This window comes from Janthinobacterium sp. GW821-FHT03C10, from assembly GCF_059420865.1.
This window is the reverse complement of sequence record NZ_JBWKUN010000005.1, coordinates 135,524-155,191: the sequence shown is the minus strand read 5'-3', so window position 1 is coordinate 155,191 and position 19,668 is coordinate 135,524. Positions and strand designations below refer to the sequence as shown.

Annotated in this window: 15 protein-coding genes; 6 read left to right on the top strand and 9 right to left on the bottom strand. The window is 59.6% G+C overall.

Annotated elements, in window-relative coordinates; all coding sequences use genetic code 11:
- Nucleotides 1-114: 114 nt before the first annotated feature.
- Nucleotides 115-1,740, bottom strand: coding sequence for a GMC family oxidoreductase (locus AC07VH_RS17740; RefSeq protein ID WP_494787608.1), 1,626 nt, complete (start codon nucleotides 1,738-1,740; stop codon nucleotides 115-117).
- A 1,474-nt stretch (nucleotides 1,741-3,214) separates the two neighbouring features.
- Here AC07VH_RS17740 and AC07VH_RS17735 point away from each other — a divergent pair.
- A complete protein-coding gene (locus AC07VH_RS17735) occupies nucleotides 3,215-3,991 on the top strand; it encodes a 5'-methylthioadenosine/adenosylhomocysteine nucleosidase (protein WP_494787609.1) in 777 nt (258 codons plus the stop codon).
- Nucleotides 3,992-4,067: 76 nt separating this feature from the next.
- On the opposite strand, the gene putA is transcribed toward AC07VH_RS17735, so the two are convergent.
- Complete coding sequence (gene putA / locus AC07VH_RS17730; protein ID WP_494787610.1) at nucleotides 4,068-7,721, bottom strand: trifunctional transcriptional regulator/proline dehydrogenase/L-glutamate gamma-semialdehyde dehydrogenase; 3,654 nt, start codon at nucleotides 7,719-7,721, stop codon at nucleotides 4,068-4,070.
- A gap of 207 nt (nucleotides 7,722-7,928) precedes the next feature.
- Between putA and AC07VH_RS17725 the strand changes: the two genes are divergently transcribed.
- Nucleotides 7,929-8,384, top strand: a complete 456-nt coding sequence (locus AC07VH_RS17725; protein ID WP_010393827.1) for an Lrp/AsnC ligand binding domain-containing protein — start codon at nucleotides 7,929-7,931, stop codon at nucleotides 8,382-8,384.
- Between the two features lie 205 nt (nucleotides 8,385-8,589).
- Nucleotides 8,590-10,149: a methyl-accepting chemotaxis protein gene (locus AC07VH_RS17720; protein ID WP_489629306.1), complete on the top strand. Its 1,560-nt coding sequence runs from the start codon at nucleotides 8,590-8,592 to the stop codon at nucleotides 10,147-10,149.
- Between the two features lie 51 nt (nucleotides 10,150-10,200).
- Here the strand turns inward: AC07VH_RS17720 and AC07VH_RS17715 are convergent, their stop codons facing one another.
- Entirely contained in the window at nucleotides 10,201-11,181 is a 981-nt protein-coding gene (locus tag AC07VH_RS17715; protein ID WP_034752642.1) for a LysR family transcriptional regulator, read from the bottom strand.
- A gap of 192 nt (nucleotides 11,182-11,373) precedes the next feature.
- Here AC07VH_RS17715 and AC07VH_RS17710 point away from each other — a divergent pair, with 192 nt between their 5' ends.
- Entirely contained in the window at nucleotides 11,374-11,679 is a 306-nt protein-coding gene (locus AC07VH_RS17710; RefSeq protein WP_489629307.1) for a hypothetical protein, read from the top strand.
- 72 nt (nucleotides 11,680-11,751) lie between these two features.
- Here AC07VH_RS17710 and AC07VH_RS17705 read toward each other — a convergent pair whose 3' ends face one another.
- From AC07VH_RS17705 to AC07VH_RS17685, 5 genes are all read right to left on the bottom strand, one after another.
- Nucleotides 11,752-12,360 carry a chalcone isomerase family protein gene (locus tag AC07VH_RS17705; RefSeq protein WP_475415793.1) on the bottom strand — a complete coding sequence of 203 codons (609 nt, stop codon included), beginning with the start codon at nucleotides 12,358-12,360 and terminating at the stop codon, nucleotides 11,752-11,754.
- Between the two features lie 108 nt (nucleotides 12,361-12,468).
- Complete coding sequence (locus tag AC07VH_RS17700) at nucleotides 12,469-12,735, bottom strand: YfhL family 4Fe-4S dicluster ferredoxin (protein WP_070218911.1); 267 nt, start codon at nucleotides 12,733-12,735, stop codon at nucleotides 12,469-12,471.
- A gap of 14 nt (nucleotides 12,736-12,749) precedes the next feature.
- The gene (coaD, locus tag AC07VH_RS17695) at nucleotides 12,750-13,247 is read right to left on the bottom strand and encodes a pantetheine-phosphate adenylyltransferase (RefSeq protein WP_034752633.1); all 498 of its coding nucleotides are present in this window, start codon (nucleotides 13,245-13,247) and stop codon (nucleotides 12,750-12,752) included.
- Nucleotides 13,248-13,359: 112 nt separating this feature from the next.
- Nucleotides 13,360-14,019 (bottom strand): 16S rRNA (guanine(966)-N(2))-methyltransferase RsmD, encoded by a 660-nt coding sequence (rsmD, locus tag AC07VH_RS17690; RefSeq protein ID WP_494787611.1) that lies wholly within the window; start codon nucleotides 14,017-14,019, stop codon nucleotides 13,360-13,362.
- A 71-nt stretch (nucleotides 14,020-14,090) separates the two neighbouring features.
- Entirely contained in the window at nucleotides 14,091-14,996 is a 906-nt protein-coding gene (locus AC07VH_RS17685; protein ID WP_494787612.1) for a DUF6279 family lipoprotein, read from the bottom strand.
- A gap of 26 nt (nucleotides 14,997-15,022) precedes the next feature.
- On the opposite strand from AC07VH_RS17685, the gene glmU reads away from it, so the two are divergent.
- Nucleotides 15,023-16,399, top strand: a complete 1,377-nt coding sequence (gene glmU, locus AC07VH_RS17680) for a bifunctional UDP-N-acetylglucosamine diphosphorylase/glucosamine-1-phosphate N-acetyltransferase GlmU (RefSeq protein WP_494787613.1) — start codon at nucleotides 15,023-15,025, stop codon at nucleotides 16,397-16,399.
- Nucleotides 16,400-17,051: 652 nt separating this feature from the next.
- Here the strand turns inward: glmU and AC07VH_RS17675 are convergent.
- Entirely contained in the window at nucleotides 17,052-17,525 is a 474-nt protein-coding gene (locus tag AC07VH_RS17675; protein ID WP_475416973.1) for an Lrp/AsnC family transcriptional regulator, read from the bottom strand.
- 161 nt (nucleotides 17,526-17,686) lie between these two features.
- Between AC07VH_RS17675 and glmS the strand changes: the two genes are divergently transcribed.
- On the top strand, nucleotides 17,687-19,516 hold the full coding sequence (gene glmS, locus AC07VH_RS17670) for a glutamine--fructose-6-phosphate transaminase (isomerizing) (RefSeq protein WP_034782627.1): 1,830 nt from the start codon (nucleotides 17,687-17,689) through the stop codon (nucleotides 19,514-19,516).
- Nucleotides 19,517-19,668 lie beyond the last annotated feature (152 nt).

Genomic DNA, 19,668 nt, shown 5'->3' with positions numbered 1-19,668 from the left:
TTTTGTACTACTTAGTCATTTTTATAATACACAACTTAAATTTAACGCACAATACAGTATAACTACGGGGATTTTTCGCCATCCCGAATGGCGCAAACCCGCGCTTTTACGCGGTCATTTCCAGGCTGCATGTATCATTTGCGCCGCTTTTTCCGCGATCATCACGGTGGGCGAGTTCGTGTTACCAGAAGTAATGTACGGCATGATCGAGGCATCGACGACGCGTAAACCAGCCACGCCGATCACGCGCAAGGAACTGTCGACCACGCTCGCGGCATCGCCTGTCACGCCCATGCGGCAGGTGCCTACGGGATGAAAGATGGTGGTGCCGATCTGGCTGGCCGCCTGCGCCAGCTCTTCCTGGCTCTGGAATTGCACGCCAGGCTTGTATTCCTGCGGCGCAAATTTTTTCAGGGCCGGCGCGGCGGCGATGGCCCGCGTCAGGCGCAAGGCGTCGGCCGCCACGGCGCGGTCCTGCTCGGTACTCAGGTAATTAGGCACGATCTTCGGCGCCGCATAGCTGTCGGCCGACGCGATGTGCACATGCCCGCGCGAGGTGGGGCGCAGATTGCAGACGCTGGCCGTAAACGCGGGAAAGGCGTGCAAGGGTTCGCCGAATTTGTCGAGCGACAGCGGCTGCACGTGGTATTGCAGGTTCGGCGTGGCTTGCTGCGGATCGGACTTGGCGAACGCCCCCAGCTGCGACGGCGCCATCGACATGGGCCCGCTCTGGAACAGCGCATATTGCAAGCCGATCTGCATTTTTCCAACGATATTGCTGGCCATCACATTCAAGGTCTTGACGCCCTGCACCTTGAAAACCATGCGCAGCTGCAAATGGTCTTGCAAATTGCCGCCCACGCCAGGCGAGTCCAGCACGGGCGTGATGCCGTGTTCGCGCAGCAAGGCGGCCGGGCCGATGCCGGACAGTTGCAGCAATTGGGGCGAACCGATGGCACCCGCCGTCAGCAAGGTTTCCCGTTTCGCCGTCGCCTGCCACTGCGTGCCGCCGCCCGTAAACACGATGCCCGTGCAACGGGGTCCCGTTTCCGTCGTTTCCAGCAGCAGACGTTCCACGTGGCAGCCCGTCATGATCGTCAGGTTCGGGCGGCGCGCAGCCGGTTTCAAGAACGCTTTCGAGGTATTCCAGCGGATGCCGCGGCGCTGATTGACGTCGAAATACGCGCTGCCGCTGTTGTCGCCGCCATTGAAATCGCTGGTTTTCGGGATGCCCACCTGCTGCGCCGCGTCGCGGAACGCGTTCAGGATATCCCACGACAGGCGCTGTTTTTCCACGCGCCATTCGCCGCCCACGCCATGGTTTTCCGAGGCGCCGCCGTAATAATCCTCGCTTTGCTTAAACAGCGGCAAGACCTTGTCCCAGCGCCAGGAAGCGTCGTCCGTCAGGTCGGCCCAGTGATCGTAATCGCCGGCCTGGCCCCGCATGTAGATCATGCCGTTGATGGACGAGCTGCCGCCCAGGACTTTGCCGCGTGGATAGATCAGGCTGCGCCCGCCCAGGCCCGCATCCGCCTGCGTGGTATACAACCAGTCCGTGCGGGGATTGCCGATGCAATGCAGATAGCCGACGGGGATGTGGATCCACACGTAATCATCCTTGCCGCCCGCTTCCACGAGCAAAACGTTGGCATCCTTGTCGCGCGTGAGCCGGTTGGCCAGCACGCAACCTGCCGTGCCGCCGCCCACGATGATGTAGTCGTATTCGCCTGCCGATTCCAATGAAGCTCCTTTCGGTATGCCATCAAGCTGTCGCGCGGCGTGTCTCCCCACCGCGTCCCGTTACCAGAGTCTGTCTTTCTTCATGCATGCATGGCTGCTGAGCCACATTGAGATTACCACCAGTGCCGGGCCAGGGCGACATTAATCGCATGACCTGCGTGATCACCGCGTAAACGAGCTCGTCTGACAGCTAAAAACCCGTTCCAAACAGGGTCTGCCAGCTGTGGATAACCATATGGATATCCACAGGTACGATATGTGAGTAAACGAAAATTTTTTTGGACGAGTTTTTTTTATCCCAAAACCATCCCAGGCAGATACAACGCTTACTCAGCGTTTATCCGTACGCCAAGCGATTGTTTACAAGGATAAATCAGGACTTATCCACAGAAGTTGTCGCCGTTAACTACTATTACTATTCTTGTATACGATCTTGTTAAGGTAAACCCGACAACGCGCGCTTTGCCTGCCCTTGCTACGAAGGAAAGCCCTGCAGCCTTCTCCTGCAAAAAAAAACCGCAAGCGGCTTCTGTACGCAAAAAAATCCAGTCAACAACTGAGCGACGAAAACCGGCACGGCCAGCGTCATGCAAGCAGCACTGCCAAACCGTTTTGCAAAATGGAAGCGTCAACCGACCTGGCCAGGTACGCGGCAAGAAACGGTGCGATGTCGAAAAGAGGGATAATTTGAGACGATTGTGGATAAGTCACTTGATATCCACAGGATGACTTGTGAGTAAACACGAAGTTATGCGCAGGCCCGCATTTTATACAATTTTGCTCCTCGCGTGATACAGCGATTATGCACGCTTTATTTTGCGCGTAAACGATTGATCCTGTTGAAAAAAAGCGACTTATCCACAGAAAAAAACGCGTTTACTATTACTACTATTTTTATATATAAATCTATTGTAAACCGACAAAAAAAGCGGAAGTGCGGGGATATTTCCAAAAAGCATGCAAAAAACGCCCAAAAAAAAGACAACGGCGACAGCACGACCCACTGCCAAACCGTCTTCAGGAATCACCTGGATGCCGATGTTCGTGAAAGAAGCGCGTTCCTGATCACTCAGCTTGGATTGCCAGACAGGGATCCGTGCACGCAAATCCCGTCAAACATGTCACTGCAGCAAGAAAAACGGCGATTTTTGCTTGCTGGTGTGGATAAGTGCCTGCATATCCACAGGATGAGATGTGGGAAAAGTCGATCTTTGTCCACAAGCCAATTTTTATCCCAAACAAGTCCTCCGTAGATACAATGCTTGTGCGCCTACTTTTTTGTGTGCTAAGTCGATGATTTTTCGATGGTATACCGACTTATCCACAAAAAAATGGCCGTTTACTATCACTACTATTTTTATGTATACATCTTTATTTAAAACACAGAGACAAACGCGCACGGTGGAAAAGTCGCCGAAACGGCTGTTTTCACCCTATAAACCGTTTTGCAATGCAAAAAACCTGTAAAAACAGCATGAATTCACACAAAAAAATGCGATTAGGCATCATCAGTGCCTTGCACGAAGAACAGCAGGGGCTGGTAGAAGCCATGCAAGGCCCCCAGAGGCGTTCGCACGGCATGCGCGACTACACCCTGGGAACCCTGTGGAATATCGACGCTGTGTGCGTTCTGTCGCGTCTGGGCAAGGTTGCCGCTGCCATGACAGCTTCTATCCTTGTGGAAAAGTACGGAGTTACCCACATCGTCTTCACCGGCGTGGCCGGCAGTGGGGATAAACACGTCAAAGTGGGCGATATCGTGGTGGCGGAAGCGCTGCTGCAGCACGATATGGATGCCCGTCCTTTGTTTCCCCGCTTCGAAGTGCCGCTGACGGGCTTGCAGCGCTTCGCCACGGATCTGGAACTGAGCACGCAACTGGCTGGCGCCGCGGAAGATTTCCTGCGCGACGATGTTTCCAGCGTGCTCAAGGCGGCCGATATCGTGCAATTCGGCTTGCAGCACGCGCAAGTGCATCGGGGCCTGATCGCCAGCGGCGACCAATTCATCGGCAGCGCCGCGCATATCAACCAGCTGAAAGCGGATATCCCGGATCTGCTGGCCGTCGAAATGGAAGGCGCCGCCGTGGCACAAGTGTGTTTTGAACTCGGTGTGCCGTTTACGGTCATGCGCACCATTTCCGACAACGCCAACGAAGAGGCGGCCGTCGACTTCATGCGTTTCGTGCAGAGCGTCGCCTCGCCGTATGCGTTTGCGGTGATTCAGCAGCTATGCCAGCGCCTGGCTGGCTGATTTTTCAGCTAGCGTGCATAAAAAAAGGGCAGAACCACTGGTTCTGCCCTTTTTGCGTTGATGACCTGCCTAAATATTAGACGCTGAGCATCATTAAACTCGCGTTACCACCCGCTGCCGTCGTATTCACGCACAGCGCCCGCTCAGCGACCAGGCGCCACAGGGGGATGGCACCGTCCTGCGTGGTGGCGATGGTGCCCACCAGGGCCCCTTCCCGTGCCGCCAGCAGCGGTTTGAGCTGGCCATCGAGGCTAGGCTCGATCATGGCGATCTGGAAATCCTGCTTGACCGACTCCAGGCTGCTGACGATCTGGATGCGGTCCTTCAGCGCCGCCGGCAAGTCGCCCGGGATCAGATCCGGCGCTTGCGCCAGCACCAGGGCCTGGTTGCCTGTGGCCAGGACGGCCGCCAGCTGGTTCATCAAGGTGCCGGAGGTGGCTGCTGCGCACAGGATCGTGCCCCGTGCGGCAAAGCTCAGGGTATTGCGCTCGCCCGTCGGGCCAGGCAAGACGGTGGTGCTGCCCAGCAAGGTGGTGCGTGCGTATTCCTGCGCCAGTTGCTGCACCTTGTCGTGGCCGTGCATCTTCGCCCACACGGTCAGCGCATCGAGCGCCGGCGGCGCCTGGCGCTGGTGCTGCACGCCGGCCGGCGCATTGCGCTGCAGGCGTTTCAGGTACAGGGGGCCGCCCGCCTTCGGACCGGTGCCCGATTTGCCTTCGCCGCCGAACGGCTGCACGCCGACGACGGCGCCGACGATGTTGCGGTTGACATAAATATTGCCCACGTGCGCGCGCTGGGTGATGAACGCGATGGTTTCATCGATGCGCGTATGAATGCCCAGGGTCAAGCCGTAACCGCTGTCATTGATCGATTGCACCAGTTGCGGCAGTTCGGCCCGCTTGTAGCGGATCACGTGCAGCACGGGGCCGAAGACTTCGTGCGTCAATTGCGCCAGCGACTTGATTTCCAGTACGGTCGGGGCGACGAACGTGCCTTTGACGGTCGGCAAATCGAGCGAATAGTGGTCGATGGCCATGGTTTTCATCTTGTTGATGTGCGCCAGCAAGTTACCTTGCGCTTCCGCATCGATGACGGGACCGATATCGGTGGCCAGGCGGTCTGGATTGCCAACGCGCAATTCCTGCATGGCGCCTTTCAGCATATGGATGGTCTTGTCGGCGATTTCCGTTTGCAGGAACAGCACGCGCAAGGCCGAGCAGCGCTGGCCGGCACTGTCGAAAGCGGACGACATCACGTCCTGCACCACCTGTTCCGGCAGGGCCGACGAATCGACGATCAGGGCGTTCTGGCCGCCCGTTTCGGCGATCAGGGGAATGTCGATGCCTTCGGCCACGGCGCGCGCGGCCAGGTTGCGGTTGATCAACTGCGCCACTTCCGTCGAGCCCGTGAAAATCACGCCTTTGACGCGCGCGTCATTGCACAGGCCGGCGCCAACGACCTCGCCGCTGCCGGGAAGGAATTGCAGTGCGCCGCGCGGCACGCCGGCCGCATGCAGCAATTGCACGGCGCGGTGGGCGATCAGCGGCGTTTGCTCGGCCGGCTTGGCCAGCACCACGTTGCCGGCGGCCAGGGCGGCGGCCAGCTGGCCAGTAAAGATGGCCAGCGGGAAATTCCACGGGCTGATGCAGGTGACGGGACCGAGCGCCAGGGTGTTTGGCGCGTGTTCCACCTGTGCCGCGTAGTAGCGCAGGAAGTCGACGGCTTCGCGGATTTCCGCGATCGCGTTCGGCAGCGACTTGCCCGCTTCGCGCACGGCCAGGGCCATCAGCTCGATGTGGTGTTCCTCGAACAGGTCGGCGGCGCGCAGCAACGCTTGCGCGCGGACCGACGGTTCCGTCGTTTGCCAATCCATGGCATACGCGCTGGCGCTGGCCAGCGCCGTTTCCACATCGGCCGGGCCGGCTTCCATGACCTTGCCCACGACATCGTCGTGCTGGGCCGGATTGTGGATGACTTGCATCGGCGTATTCAGGCTGACGGCGCCATCGATCAGCGGCGCCGCCTGCCATGTCTGCTGCTGCGCCAGGCCGGTGGCCAGGGTGCGCAAGGTGTCTTCATTCGACAGGTCCAGGCCGGCCGAGTTCCTGCGCTCGCTGCCGAACATGTCCAGCGGCAGCGGAATCGACGGGTGCGGCAAGCCACCCTGCAGGCGTGCCTGTTCCAGCGGATCGCGGATCAGGCTATCGATGGCCACGCTTTCGTCGACGATCTGGTTGACGAAGGACGAATTGGCGCCGTTTTCCAGCAGGCGGCGCACCAGGTAGGCCAGCAGGGTTTCATGCGAGCCGACGGGCGCGTAGATGCGGCACGGTTTATCGAGGTTGTCTGGGCCGACGACCTGGTCGTACAGGGTTTCGCCCATGCCGTGCAGGCACTGGAATTCGTAGTCGGTAATGCCGTCGCGCTTCGCCCAGGTATAGATGGTCGACAGGGTTTGCGCGTTGTGCGTGGCAAACTGCGGGTAGATCAGGCTGCTGGCAGCCAGCAGTTTTTGCGCGCAGACGAGGTAGGACACGTCCGTGTAGACCTTGCGCGTGTAGACGGGATAGCCTTCCTGGCCGTCGACTTGCGCGCGCTTGACTTCAGCATCCCAGTACGCGCCCTTGACCAGGCGCACCATGAACTTGCGGCCGCTGCGGCGCGCCAGGTCGATCAGGAAATCGATGGCGAAGGGGCAGCGCTTCTGATACGCCTGCACCACGTAGCCGATGCCGTCGAAGCCGGCCAGGTCCGCATCGAACGCCAGTGCTTCCATCAGATCCAGCGACAATTCCAGGCGGTCCGTCTCTTCCGCATCGATGTTGAAGCCGATGTTGTACTGTTTTGCCAGCAACAGCAGTGCTTTGACCTTTGGCAGTAATTCTTCCATGACGCGGGCGCGCTGGGCGCGGCTGTAGCGCGCGTGCAGGGCCGACAGTTTCACGGAAATGCCGGGGCCGTTGCGGATGCCGCGCCCGTTCGATGCCTTGCCGATGGCATGGATCGCCGTTTCGTACGAGGCGTAATAGTTGGCCGCGTCGGCTTGCGTCAGGGCCGCCTCGCCCAGCATGTCGTACGAGTAACGGTAGCCGCGCGTCTCATTCTCGCGGCTGTTCTTCAGCGCTTCCTCGATGGTCTGGCCCGTCACGAACTGGTTGCCCAGCATGCGCATGGCCAGGTCGACGCCCTTGCGGATCAGCGGTTCGCCGCCTTTGGCGATGAGCTTGGTCATGGCCGAACCGAGGCCCGATTCGCTGCTGGTACTGACCAGTTTGCCCGTAATCAGCAAACCCCAGGTGGCCGCGTTGACGAACAGCGACGGCGATTCGCCCAGATGCTTGCGCCAGTCGCCCTTGCTGATTTTGTCGGCGATCAAACGGTCGGCCGTTTGACTGTCGGGTATACGCAACAGCGCTTCTGCCAGACACATCAATGCAACACCCTCTTCCGACGATAGCGAGAACTCGTGCATCAGTGCATCGACGCCGGACGCGCGTGTGCGTTTTTGGCGCACGTTCGAGACCAGGCGGTGCGCCAGCGCTTGTCCTTCGGCCGTCGTTTCGGTGCTGCTGGGGCGGACTTGTTGCAACAGCCACTGCACGGCGGAAACCTCGTCGCGCCTATAGGCGGCAGTGATGGCGGCGCGTTGGGGTGTCGCTTCGGGCAGGATTTCTGCCTGGAACGCAGCAAAAGGAATCGGGGTAAAAGCCGAGGGGCCTGCAGGGTGCATAAGTGCTCTTTACAAGGAAAAAGGGGACGAAAACTGACGTAATTCTTGCTCTTTTTTGGTGCAAAAAAATACAGAAAGTCGGACGTTAAGATGATTCGATTGTAAAGGGGATTCTTATGGATTAATTCTGGTAATACAGGGGGCTAGCAATAGATAGTTTTTGATGCGACAATTTAACCAAATAATATTAATTTGGGGGTGATAGGAATGCTGGACAAGATCAGTAAGAAAATCTTGATGGAATTGCAGAGCGATGGACGCATCAGCAATGTGGAGCTGGCCGCGCGCGTGAACCTGTCGCCTGCCGCCTGCCTGGAGCGCGTGCGCAAGCTGCACGAATCCGGTTACATCATGGGCTATACGGCCCAGTTGAACCCGCAGCTGCTCGACGTCTCGCTGCTGGTGTTCATCGAAGTGGTGCTCGATCGCACGACACCGGAAGTGTTCGACGCCTTCAAGCATAGCGTACAAATCATTCCAGAGGTACTGGAATGTCATATGGTGGCCGGCGGTTTCGATTACCTGGTCAAGGCGCGCGTCAAGGACATGGCGGCCTACCGCGAATTCCTGGGCAAGACCTTGCTGCAAAAAGGTGTGCGGGAAACCCACACTTATGCCGTCATGGAAGAGGTCAAAAACACCACCAAATTGCCAATTAAGTGACCTCGGTGTAGCGGCCCCACTTTTCTGATTGAGCTATCGGAACAAATGTTGTAGGGTAGAACTACAATTCTGCTATCCGGTAGCCGCCTGAAACGCCGCGCAGACGGTAACTTCAGGGTGCAAGGTTGGGCAATCGTGCCCACCCGCATACGGTTACAGCACGTCCCCTCAACGGGGCGTGGCGGGTTCGCGCAGCGGGGGACAAATGAAGCAGTTGCAGCATCAGCTGGTGCGTTTCTTTGTATTCACGATCCTGGCCATGGCCATGGCCTGTTGCCTGGCCTACCTGCTGCTGCTCTCGGGCGGCGACCATCCGTATCTGATCGCCTGCGTGGCCGCCGCCATAGGCGCCGCGCTGCTGGCGTTTGCCGGCCGTCCGCGCGGCGAGCCGGGCTTGCACGAGTTCGCCGACACGGTGGGCAACGCCATCGATGCCATCATGATCGGCGCGGCGGAAACCTCGTATTTTGTCGATTCCGTCAAACAGAAGGTGGAACTCGACGTGCGCACGGCCAGCGAGATCGCCGACAGCTCCGTGCAAAATGCCGCGATGACGGAAAAGATCGCCGCCAATGCGGAACGGGCCGCCAAGGTGGCCGCCGGCGTGCGCGTGGAAAGCGTGGCGGCGCGCGCCGAAGTGGATCAGGGCTTGCGCCGCATCAATCATGCGCGCGAAGAAGCGCAAGGCGCTTCCAGCTCCATGCTGAGCTTGCAGGAAAAATCCAGACGCATCACGGGCTTTACGGAAGCTATTTCCGATATTTCCGCGCGCACCAACTTGCTGGCGCTGAACGCCGCCATCGAAGCGGCGCGCGCCGGCGAACACGGACGCGGTTTTGCCGTGGTGGCCGGGGAAGTGCGGCAATTGGCGCAGCGCACCAAGGAAGCTTCCGATGAAATCAGCGTGATGGTGCGCGAAATCAATGAACAGTCGGAAAAAGCGGCGCGCGGCATGAGTTCGCTCGCTACCGGTGTCACGGAAGCGGCGCGCAATGTGGAAAGCGTGCATGCCTCATTGAGCCATATCGAGGAATCGTCGGGCGAGTCCGAGGACGAGATCGGGCAAATCGCCCGCGCCTCGCGCGAACACGTCGACACGACGCAGCTGATCGCCGACGCCATCCTGCAAATCCGCGACAGCATGCTGTCGACGAATGCGGAATTGCCGCGCGCCACGCAGTCGGCCATGGCCCTGGCCGAGCGGGCCGAAGTGATCGCCGGCGCCCTGGGCGAATCGAGCGTGGCCACGCCGCACGACGAGATCCGCGAGGCGGCCCAGCGCGCCGCGCGCGAGGTGGGCAAACTGTTCGAGCAGGCGATCGCCTCGGGGCGCATCACGCGCGAAGCCCTGTTCGACCGCCACTACCGCCCCATCCCGAACACGAATCCACCCAAGCACAACACGAAGTTCGACGCGTTTACAGACAAGGTGCTGCCCGAGCTGCAGGAAGGCGTGCTGGCGGCATTGCCCCATCTGGCGTATGCGGGCGCCGTCGACAACAATGGCTATTTTCCAACGCACAACAAGAAGTTTTCCCAGCCGTTGACGGGCGACTACGCCACCGATATGGTGAATAACCGCACCAAGCGCATCTTCAGCGACCGCACGGGCAAGCGCTGCGGCAGCAATACCAAGCCCTTCCTGTTGCAAACCTATAAACGCGACACGGGTGAGGTCATGCACGATTTATCCGTGCCCATCCACGTCGAGGGCAAGCACTGGGGCGGTTTCAGGATCGGTTATCGCTCCAGCAGTCACGCATAGCAAAACGCCTGATGAGAGATCATCAGGCGTTTTTTCTTGGGCCGGCTACGGTTACTCAATATGCGGCTTCGGTGCCACGCCGCCGCCGGCCGCCGTCGCCGTGCGTAACGTGGGCGTGTTCATGCTTTCCAGGTGATTGCGCAGCCATTTATGGGCGGGGCTGCGGGCGTCGCGTTCGTGCCACAGCATGTCCAGGTGGACGGCCGGCAAGGTCAACGGCAAATCCTTGTACAGCAGGGACTCCGTCATGCCCGTCGAGGCGATCAGATGGCGCGGCAAGACGGTGATCAGGTCGGAATTGGCGACGACTCGCCCGGCCGTGAAGAACTGGTTGACCGTCAACAAGATGCGCCGTTCGCGGTGGATCTGCGACAGTGCCTCGTCGATCAAGCCATGCGCGCGGCCGGAAAAGCTCACCAGTAAATGGTTCGCCGCGCAATAGTTATCCAGGGTCAGTTCCTTGTCGGCCAGCGGATGGCCGCGCCGCATCACGCATACATATTTGCCGGAATACAGGCGCTCGTGGCGGATGGGCGAACCCGTCTCGCTCGACAATTGCGCCGCCACGCCGGGAAAGAAGCCCACGGCCAGGTCGATATCGCCGCGCAGCAGCATGGGCCGCGGTTCGCGCGTCGTCAGCGGCATCATGCGCACGTTGACGCCCGGCGCTTCCCGTTCGATCGAGCGCATCAGCGAAGGCAGCCAGAACGCGGCCGTCGCATCGGCCATGGCCATGCGGAAGGTGGCGTGGGTTTTCGACACGTCGAAGGTTTCCGGCGTGACGGCCGCTTCCAGGCTGGCCAGGGCCGAGCGCACGGACGGCCACAGCGCTTCGGCGCGGGGCGTGGGTTTCACGCCATATGCCGTGCGGATCAGCAATTCGTCACCCAGGCTCTCGCGCAGGCGTTTGATGGCGTTCGATACCGCCGGCTGCGTCATCGCCAGGTGGCCCGCTGCGCGCGTCAGGTTTTGTTCCGTCATGACGGCGTCGAAAACACGCAGCAAGTTCAGATCCAGCGTCAGAAAACTCATGGAAAGCCCAAGATAAAAGTTGAATTGATTACTTAAGAGTGTAAACCGCGCCGGGCACGAATATTTTCACTCGTAAAAAAATATTACAGTTTTCCATTCACGATTCATATAATTGGTATCAAGAAATGGAATTAGATTTATATGTTGCACTGCACTATAGTACTGGCAAATTCTATAATGCACTGGAACAGTATGTCTACCTTCGCCTCCGCCCTGTACGCAGTATCCGCACCCGTGCTGGAGATTTCCCTGCTGAACGCCCTGCAACTCGTGCTGGTGATCGTTGCCGTGGGCGCCTTCGCCCTGCTGTTCAAGCCTTTGCTGGTGGGCATCGCCCGCGCCATGGTGCTGGTGGTGCGTCCCAAGCTGAGTCGCGAAGAGCGTTTGGCGCGCCAGCAGCTGCGCGAAGCGCAAGCCTTGCAGCGTACCTTGGGCAAGATGGATGGCGTGTCGCCAAGCAATGCCGCCGAATTGCGCGCCCTGTCGACGCGCGCCTGAGCGATCAACTGTTGCAAATGACAAGCCGGCGTGAGCCGGCTTTTTTACGCCCGCGTTTTCGTTCAGGCCGCTTTAGGCCATATCGCCCAGCAAATGCGCGCGCAACAAGGTGTCGGCCGGATGGGCGCCGATCCAGATTTTCAGCAGCGCATTGTAAAAGGCCAGGTCCGGCACCGTGTCGCCCACCTGTTTGCCGTTCAGCTTGCACAACGTCCCCTCTTCCGGCAGCCAGTCCACGGTGAGGATATCGCCCTTTTTCAGGCCGGGCACCATTTCGAACATGGCGCCGAACTGCATCGTCTGGCTCAGCAGGCGCGTGCGGTCGGCCTGGTCGGAACTGCGCTTCAAGCCCTGCATGAAGGCCAGACCCAGCTCGTCGGACGTGATGTCGCGCAGCATGACGATTTCCAGGCGGCGCGGCCCGGGCAGCGCCAGGATCTCGGCCAGCTGGGTTTTCTTTTCCGGCAGGTACAGCGCAATCGTGTAGACCTTGAAGATGACCTTGTAGCGCACGCCGGCGCCGTTGAGTTTCAACTCGCGGCTGGCCAGCTGCACCGTGTCGTCCAGCTTGACGCCGCCCACCTCGACGGCCAGCGCAGGTTGCGCCAAGGCGGCGCACAGGCCCGCGCACAGGCAGGCGGCGGCCAGCGAGCGGCCCAAACGGGATGTGCGTATTTGCATCTTCTGCCTCCGTGGAGAAACATGTGCTGTGGATAAGTCCGCACAAGCACACAGTGTAGAACAGTTGGCAGAAGCTGGCGCCACGCAGAAGTGGCGAGGAAGAAATGCTTAGGGTTTGGCGGCAGGCAGTTCCGCCTGCAGGCGTTCGTATTTGGCCATCAATTGCTCTGGGCTTTCGCGCCAGGCGGGATTGAAGGGGATGCAACTGACGGGGCACACTTGCTGGCATTGCGGCTCGTCAAAGTGGCCCACGCATTCGGTGCACTTGTTGGGATCGATTTCGTAGATTTCCGCGCCCATGTAGATCGCGTCATTCGGGCACTCGGGCTCGCAAATGTCGCAATTGATGCATTCGTCGGTGATCAGTAATGCCATGATTTCACTCTTACTTATTGCGATGATGCAGCGTTGGCGGCAATCTTGTTTTGCAGCCAGCGGTTCACCGAGGGGAAGACAAACTTGGAGACGTCGCCGCCCAGCGCCGCGATTTCGCGCACGATGGTGCCCGAAATGAACTGGTACTGGTCGGATGGCGTCAGGAACATGGTTTCGACATCGGGCAGCAGGTAGCGGTTCATGCCCGCCATCTGGAATTCGTATTCGAAGTCGGAGACGGCACGCAAGCCGCGCACGATGACCCGCGCTTCATGCTTGCGCACGAAATCCTTGAGCAGGCCGGAAAAGCTTTCCACTTGCACATTCGGGTAGTGGCCAAGCACTTCGTTGGCGATTTCCAGGCGTTCGTCGAGCGAGAAAAACGGTTGCTTGTTCTTGCTGTCGGCCACACCGACGATCAGCTTGTCAAACAGGCCCGATGCGCGGCGCACCAAATCTTCATGACCGCGCGTGAGCGGATCGAATGTTCCTGGATAAACGGCTACAACCATTGCGGCTCCCTGATGATGCACCAATATAGACGCGCATTATGCCTGAAATTGGTGACCACCTTGGTGCTGCGCCTCGGGCCAGGGAGCTTTTTTGCCTCATTTATAGGCAGATTCAGGCAGTTGCCGGCACTTTGTTGTAAGTTAGCAAATGATAATAAACGGTGCCCGCCTTGTCGGCGCGGATGACTTCCCACGGCGCCATCCATTCCGGCTTTTCCAGTGCGCTGGTTTCATCGAAGACCAGCGGCAAGCCCGATTCCGCGTACACGATGCCGCCTTCCTTGAGCAGGTTGGCGCACAGCGGCAACACTTTCGCCAGGAAATCCTGCTGGTAAGGCGGGTCGAGGAAGATCAGGTCGTAACGCTGGCCGCGCGCTGCCAGGCCTTGCGCCGTCAGCAGGGCGTCGCCGCGCAGCAGCTGGACATTGTCGGCGCGCAATTTCACCTTGTTTTCTTCCAGCTGGCGGATCACGGGCGTATGCGTGTCGACCATGGTCACGGAGGCGGCGCCGCGGCTGGCCGCTTCGAAGCCCAGCGCGCCGCTGCCGGCGAACAGGTCCAGCACCTGGGCGTTGGCCCAGTCGCCGTCGCGCAGGTGGTTGATCCAGTTGAACACGGTTTCGCGCACGCGGTCCGGCGTCGGGCGCAAGCCCAGTGCCTGCAAAACAGGCAGCACGGAGCGCTTCCACTGGCCGCCGATGATGCGTACCTGGTTCGGTGGCGGCGCGTGGTGGACGGGGACTTTGGCGGGTTTCTTGATCTTTTTTTGCATGGGGATTTCTTCAATTCGATGGTGGCCACTATAGCATATGGCCCCCATCCCCCCCTGCTGGCGCTGCCTGCCTATTTGGCTTGCGTGGCCAGGGAATTGAAATCGTCGATCCAGCCCTGCATGCGCTTGACGGCATGGGCTTTTTGCGCCAGCGTGGCGATCTTGATGACCGTCATGACCATCTGCGCCGTGCTGCTTTCGTAGGCGTCAAAAAAGGCTTTGCGTTCCGAATGTTCCAGGCGCTCGAAACTGTCCTTGATCAGGGTCGTGATCAAGGCTGCGGTGGCTTCCTTGCCGAGTTTTTCTTGGTGGACTTTCTTGACCAGGGTCAACACATTCTGCTGGCGCCGCATGCGTTCGTCGAGCCATATCTCATTGTTCAGCGGACGCGCGTCGGACGCCTTGCGGATGATGGCTTCCTGCTCGCTGCTGAAGCCGCCGAACCACAGTTCGAATTGCTCCATGGCTTTCTTGTAGCGCAATTTCTGACGCTTCTCCTGGTCGCCGCTCAGGTATTTCTTGCGGTAATCGTCATTGTTCGACTTGAACTTCTTTTCCATCTGCGCGATCTGCTCGGGCTTGAGCGAGCGGGCCAGGTCGGCCAAGTCGGGCGCCGCCTTCAGCAGCAGTGCCTGGGTGCGCTGCTTGATCTCGCCGTAGTCGGCCATCAGGTCCGCCTGCGTGATATTGCCTTGCAGCTGTTTCTGGCCCGTGCGCAGGATTTCCACGTAATCCTTCAATTGCGTCTTGCGGTGCCAGTCGAACAGCTTGTCGATGTCTTCGCGCACCCAGCCCTTCTGGTCGCGGTCCAGGTCGACATACGCGTTCAGCCACCAGTACAGCACGGTATCGCCGTTGTTGTAGGCCAGACGCAAGCCGCTGCAGCCGGCCATGACGACGAGCATGATGGCCAGCACGGCATAAGTAAACCGCTGGAAGGGCGTGGAAGACGGGGCCTGCGTGTTAAACTTTTTCATATTCTTAACTTATAAAATTACGGTCTATGAACGTTGTCATTCTCGCTGCCGGTATGGGCAAACGCATGCAGTCGGCACTGCCCAAGGTATTGCACCCGTTGGCGGGCAAGCCGCTGTTGTCGCACGTCATCGACACGGCGCGCGTCCTGGCGCCGTCCCGATTATGCGTGATTTACGGCCATGGGGGCGCTGCGGTGCTGAAGTTGCTGGACGGCTACAAGTCCAAGCAAGACCTGGCGATCGACGCGGCGGAACAAACGCAGCAGCTGGGCACCGGTCATGCCGTGCAGCAAGCCGTGGCTTTGCTGGACGACAGCGTGCCCACCCTGATCCTGTACGGCGACGTGCCGCTGACCAGCGCCGCTTCCCTGCAGCAACTGGTGCAGGCGGCCGGCAAGGACAAGCTGGCCATCCTGACCGTGGAACAGGACGATCCCTTCGGCCTGGGCCGCATCGTGCGCGAACACGGCGCCATCGTGCGCATCGTCGAGGAAAAGGATGCCACGCCAGAAGAGCGCGCCATCCGCGAGATCAACAGCGGCATCATGGTCGCGCCCACCGCGCAGCTGAAGCAGTGGCTGTCGGCCTTGTCGAATGACAATGCCCAAGGGGAATACTATCTGACCGATATCGTTGCCCAGGCCGTCGCCGACGGCGTGGCCGTCACCTCGGCCCACCCGGCTGCCGTGTGGGAAGTGGCGGGCGTCAACAGCAAGGTGCAGCTGGCCCAGCTGGAACGCATCCACCAGAACAATATCGCGCAAGCCCTGCTCGAGCGCGGCGTGACCCTGCTGGACCCGGCCCGCATCGACGTGCGCGGCGAACTCATTTGCGGCCGCGACGTCACCATCGACGTCGGCTGCGTATTTGAAGGCCGCGTGGAACTGGGTGACGGCGTGCGCGTGGGCGCCAACAACGTCATCATCAATGCCACCGTGGCCGCTGGCGCGCACATCAAGCCCTTCTGCCATCTCGAGGACGCCGTCGTCGGCGCCGCTTCCATCATCGGCCCCTACGCGCGCCTGCGTCCGGGCACGGTCCTGGCGGAAGATGTGCACATCGGTAACTTCGTCGAAGTGAAAAACAGCCAGGTCGCCGCGCACAGCAAGGCCAACCACCTGGCCTACATCGGCGACGCGACCATCGGCTCGAAGGTCAACATCGGCGCCGGCACGATCACCTGCAACTACGACGGCGTGAACAAGTTCCGCACGGTGATTGAAGACGACGCCTTCATTGGCAGCGACAGCCAGCTGATCGCCCCCGTCACCGTCGGCAAGGGCGCCACCCTGGGCGCCGGCACGACCTTGTCGAAGGATGCGCCGGCCGGCAAGCTGACGGTGTCGCGCGCGCGGCAAGTGACCATCGACGGCTGGACGCGTCCCGTGAAAATCCCCAAGTAAGCGAGTCCGCCCTCACCCGGCATGACGCCGCCAGCCTGTCCGGGCTGGCGGCGTTTTTTTACGCCTGTGGATAATCCTGTGGAAAGTTGGCTGGCAACCCGGGATAAGTCGGGGCCTTATTTCCATCAAACATTTCCGCTGTATTTTGGTATGTGGATAAACATGTGAACAAACAGGCGGACAAGCGATGGATAAGCCCGGTATAAGCTGCGTATAAATGGTGAAAAACCTGTGGGAAAGATGGGATAAGTTATCTGGCCAAGTTTGGTGCTCGAGCAGGCAGGCTAGTCTCGCAGGCTATGAAAGTAGCCTCAGTTTTTTGCCTGCCTGGATTGTGGATAAGCTTGTGCGTAATTGGCGAATAAGTTATGAATAACTTATAAGTCATTGTATTTCAAGGATATTTAAGACAAATTTGTAAAGCCTGGCTGTGGGTAAAGCTGTGCAAAAGCCTGTGATTAATAGGTGGGCAAGCGCTGGATAAGCCGGGATAAGTTTTATCCGGGAGCTGATGTCTATTTATTGACAGGTCTCATGCGAGGCTGGATGGCGGCGGTCGTGTAAATCCGTGATGTTCATACTGTGGATAAACTTGTGCATAAGCGGGCGAAAAGGCTGGGATAAGCGGGGATAACTTCTCTGCCAGCCGGGTTTACACAGCGATGCGAGTCTCGAACTTGCTGCGAAACGTGGAAAAGTAGCTTTTCACGTTGCGCACATTCGCGTGCGCGGCAAACAGGCGGTGCGCCAGCGCGTGGTAGGCGGGCATGTCGGCCACCTGCACCATCAGCACGAAGTCGGGCCCGGGCGAGACGCGGTAGCATTGCAGCACGGCGGGCTCGTCCGCCACGAGCTGCTCGAATTCCGCCATGCGTTCCGCCGCCTGCACGTCGAGCGTGATTTCCACGATGGCCGTCAGGCGCGCCCCCACCAGCTGCGGCGCGACGATGGCCACTTGCCGTTCGATGACGCCGCTTTCCCGTAAATGCTTGACCCGCCGCAAACACGTGGGCGCCGAGACGTGCACGGCTTGCGCCAGCTCGCTGTTGGTTTGCGACGCGTCAATTTGCAAGGCGTTCAGGATGCGACGATCGATCTCGTCGAGGGTAATATTGTTATCGTTCATGATTTTGATGAATTGGAAAATATATTGAGTATAAGTGAAATAATATTTCACCGTAAAATAGTCATGAAATATTTGGTCAAAAATATACGGATTTAGAAAGCATATTTCACGCACTCTGCATTAGCATGCGTGCATTGATTAAATTTTAGACAGAGGTTTCCATGTGCGGCATCGTCGGCGCAGTAGCGCAACGTAATATCACTCCCATCCTGGTCGAAGGCTTGAAGCGCCTGGAATACCGCGGCTACGATTCCTGCGGCATCGCCCTGCATGCGGATGGCCGGTTGCAGCGTTCGCGTTCCACCTCGCGCGTGGCCGAACTGGAAAAGCAGATCGCCGAAGAAGGCTTGAGCGGTTTTACGGGCATCGCCCACACGCGCTGGGCCACGCATGGCGCCCCTGTCTCCTTCAATGCCCACCCGCACTTTTCCCCGACGGAAGAGAACGCCCGCGTGGCGCTGGTGCACAACGGCATCATCGAAAACCATGACGAACTGCGCGCCGAACTGACGGCCTTGGGTTACGTCTTCCAGAGCCAGACGGACACGGAAGTGATCGCCCACCTGGTCGAGCACATGTACAACGGCGACCTGTTCGAGACCGTGCAGCAGGCCGTGAAACGCCTCGACGGCGCGTACGCGATCGCCGTCTTCTGCCGCGACGAGCCGCACCGCGTGGTCGCCGCGCGCCAGGGCTCGCCCCTGATCGTCGGCCTGGGCAATGGTGAAAACTTTGTCGCGTCCGACGCCATGGCGCTGGCCGGCACGACGGACCAGATCATCTACCTGGAAGAAGGCGACGTGGTCGACCTGCAACTGTCGCGCTGCTGGATCGTCGATGTCGATGGCAAGCCCGTCGAGCGCGAAGTGAAAACCGTGCACGCCCACACGGGCGCGGCCGAGCTGGGCCCGTACCGCCACTACATGCAGAAGGAAATCTTCGAGCAGCCGCGCGCCATCGGCGACACGCTCGAAGGCGTGACGGGCATCATGCCGGAACTGTTCGGCGACGACGCGTATAAAATCTTCAAGCAGATCGACCGCGTGCTGATCCTCGCCTGCGGCACCAGCTCGTATGCGGGCATGACGGCCAAGTACTGGATCGAGTCGATCGCCAAGGTGCCCGTCAGCGTGGAAGTGGCCAGCGAATACCGCTACCGCGACAGCGTGCCGCACCCGAACACCCTGGTCGTGACCATTTCGCAAAGCGGTGAAACGGCCGACACCCTGGCCGCCCTGAAACATGCGCGCAGCCTGGGCATGCAGCACACCTTGACCATCTGCAACGTGGCCACCAGCGCCATGGTGCGCGAATGCGCCCTGGCCTACATCACGCGCGCCGGCGTGGAAGTGGGCGTGGCGTCCACCAAGGCGTTTACCACGCAGCTGGCGGGCCTGTTCCTGCTGACCCTGTGCCTGGCGCAAGTCAACGGCCACCTCTCCGAAGAGCAGGAAGCGGCGCACCTGAAAGCCATGCGCCACCTGCCCGTCGCCATCGCGTCCGTGCTGGCGCTGGAGCCGCAGATCATCGCCTGGTCCGAAGAATTCGCGCGCAAGGAAAACGCCCTCTTCCTGGGCCGCGGCATGCACTACCCGATCGCCCTCGAAGGCGCGTTAAAGCTGAAGGAAATCTCGTACATCCACGCCGAAGCGTATCCGGCCGGCGAGCTGAAACACGGCCCGCTGGCCCTGGTGACGAATGAAATGCCCGTCGTCACTATCGCGCCGAACGACGCCCTGATCGAAAAGCTCAAATCGAACATGCAGGAAGTACGCGCCCGCGGCGGCCAGCTGTACGTCTTCGCCGACGTCGACTCGCGCATCAGCTCCGGCGAAGGCTTGCACGTCATCCGCCTGCCCGAGCACTACGGCGATCTGTCGCCTATCCTGCACGTGGTCGCGCTGCAATTGCTCGCGTATCACACGGCCCTGGCGCGGGGCACGGATGTCGACAAGCCGCGCAATCTGGCCAAGTCGGTGACGGTGGAGTAAGCCGGCCGGGGGCCTGACTAGAACAAATAAAGTCAGTCGGAAAACAATAAAGTTGGTCGGATTTTTAGCCAATATATTCGGTGACTCCGAGGTTTTCCGCCAGCTGTCTTTGTTGATGACAAACAGGTCGGAGGCGTTTCATTAGCTTCCGG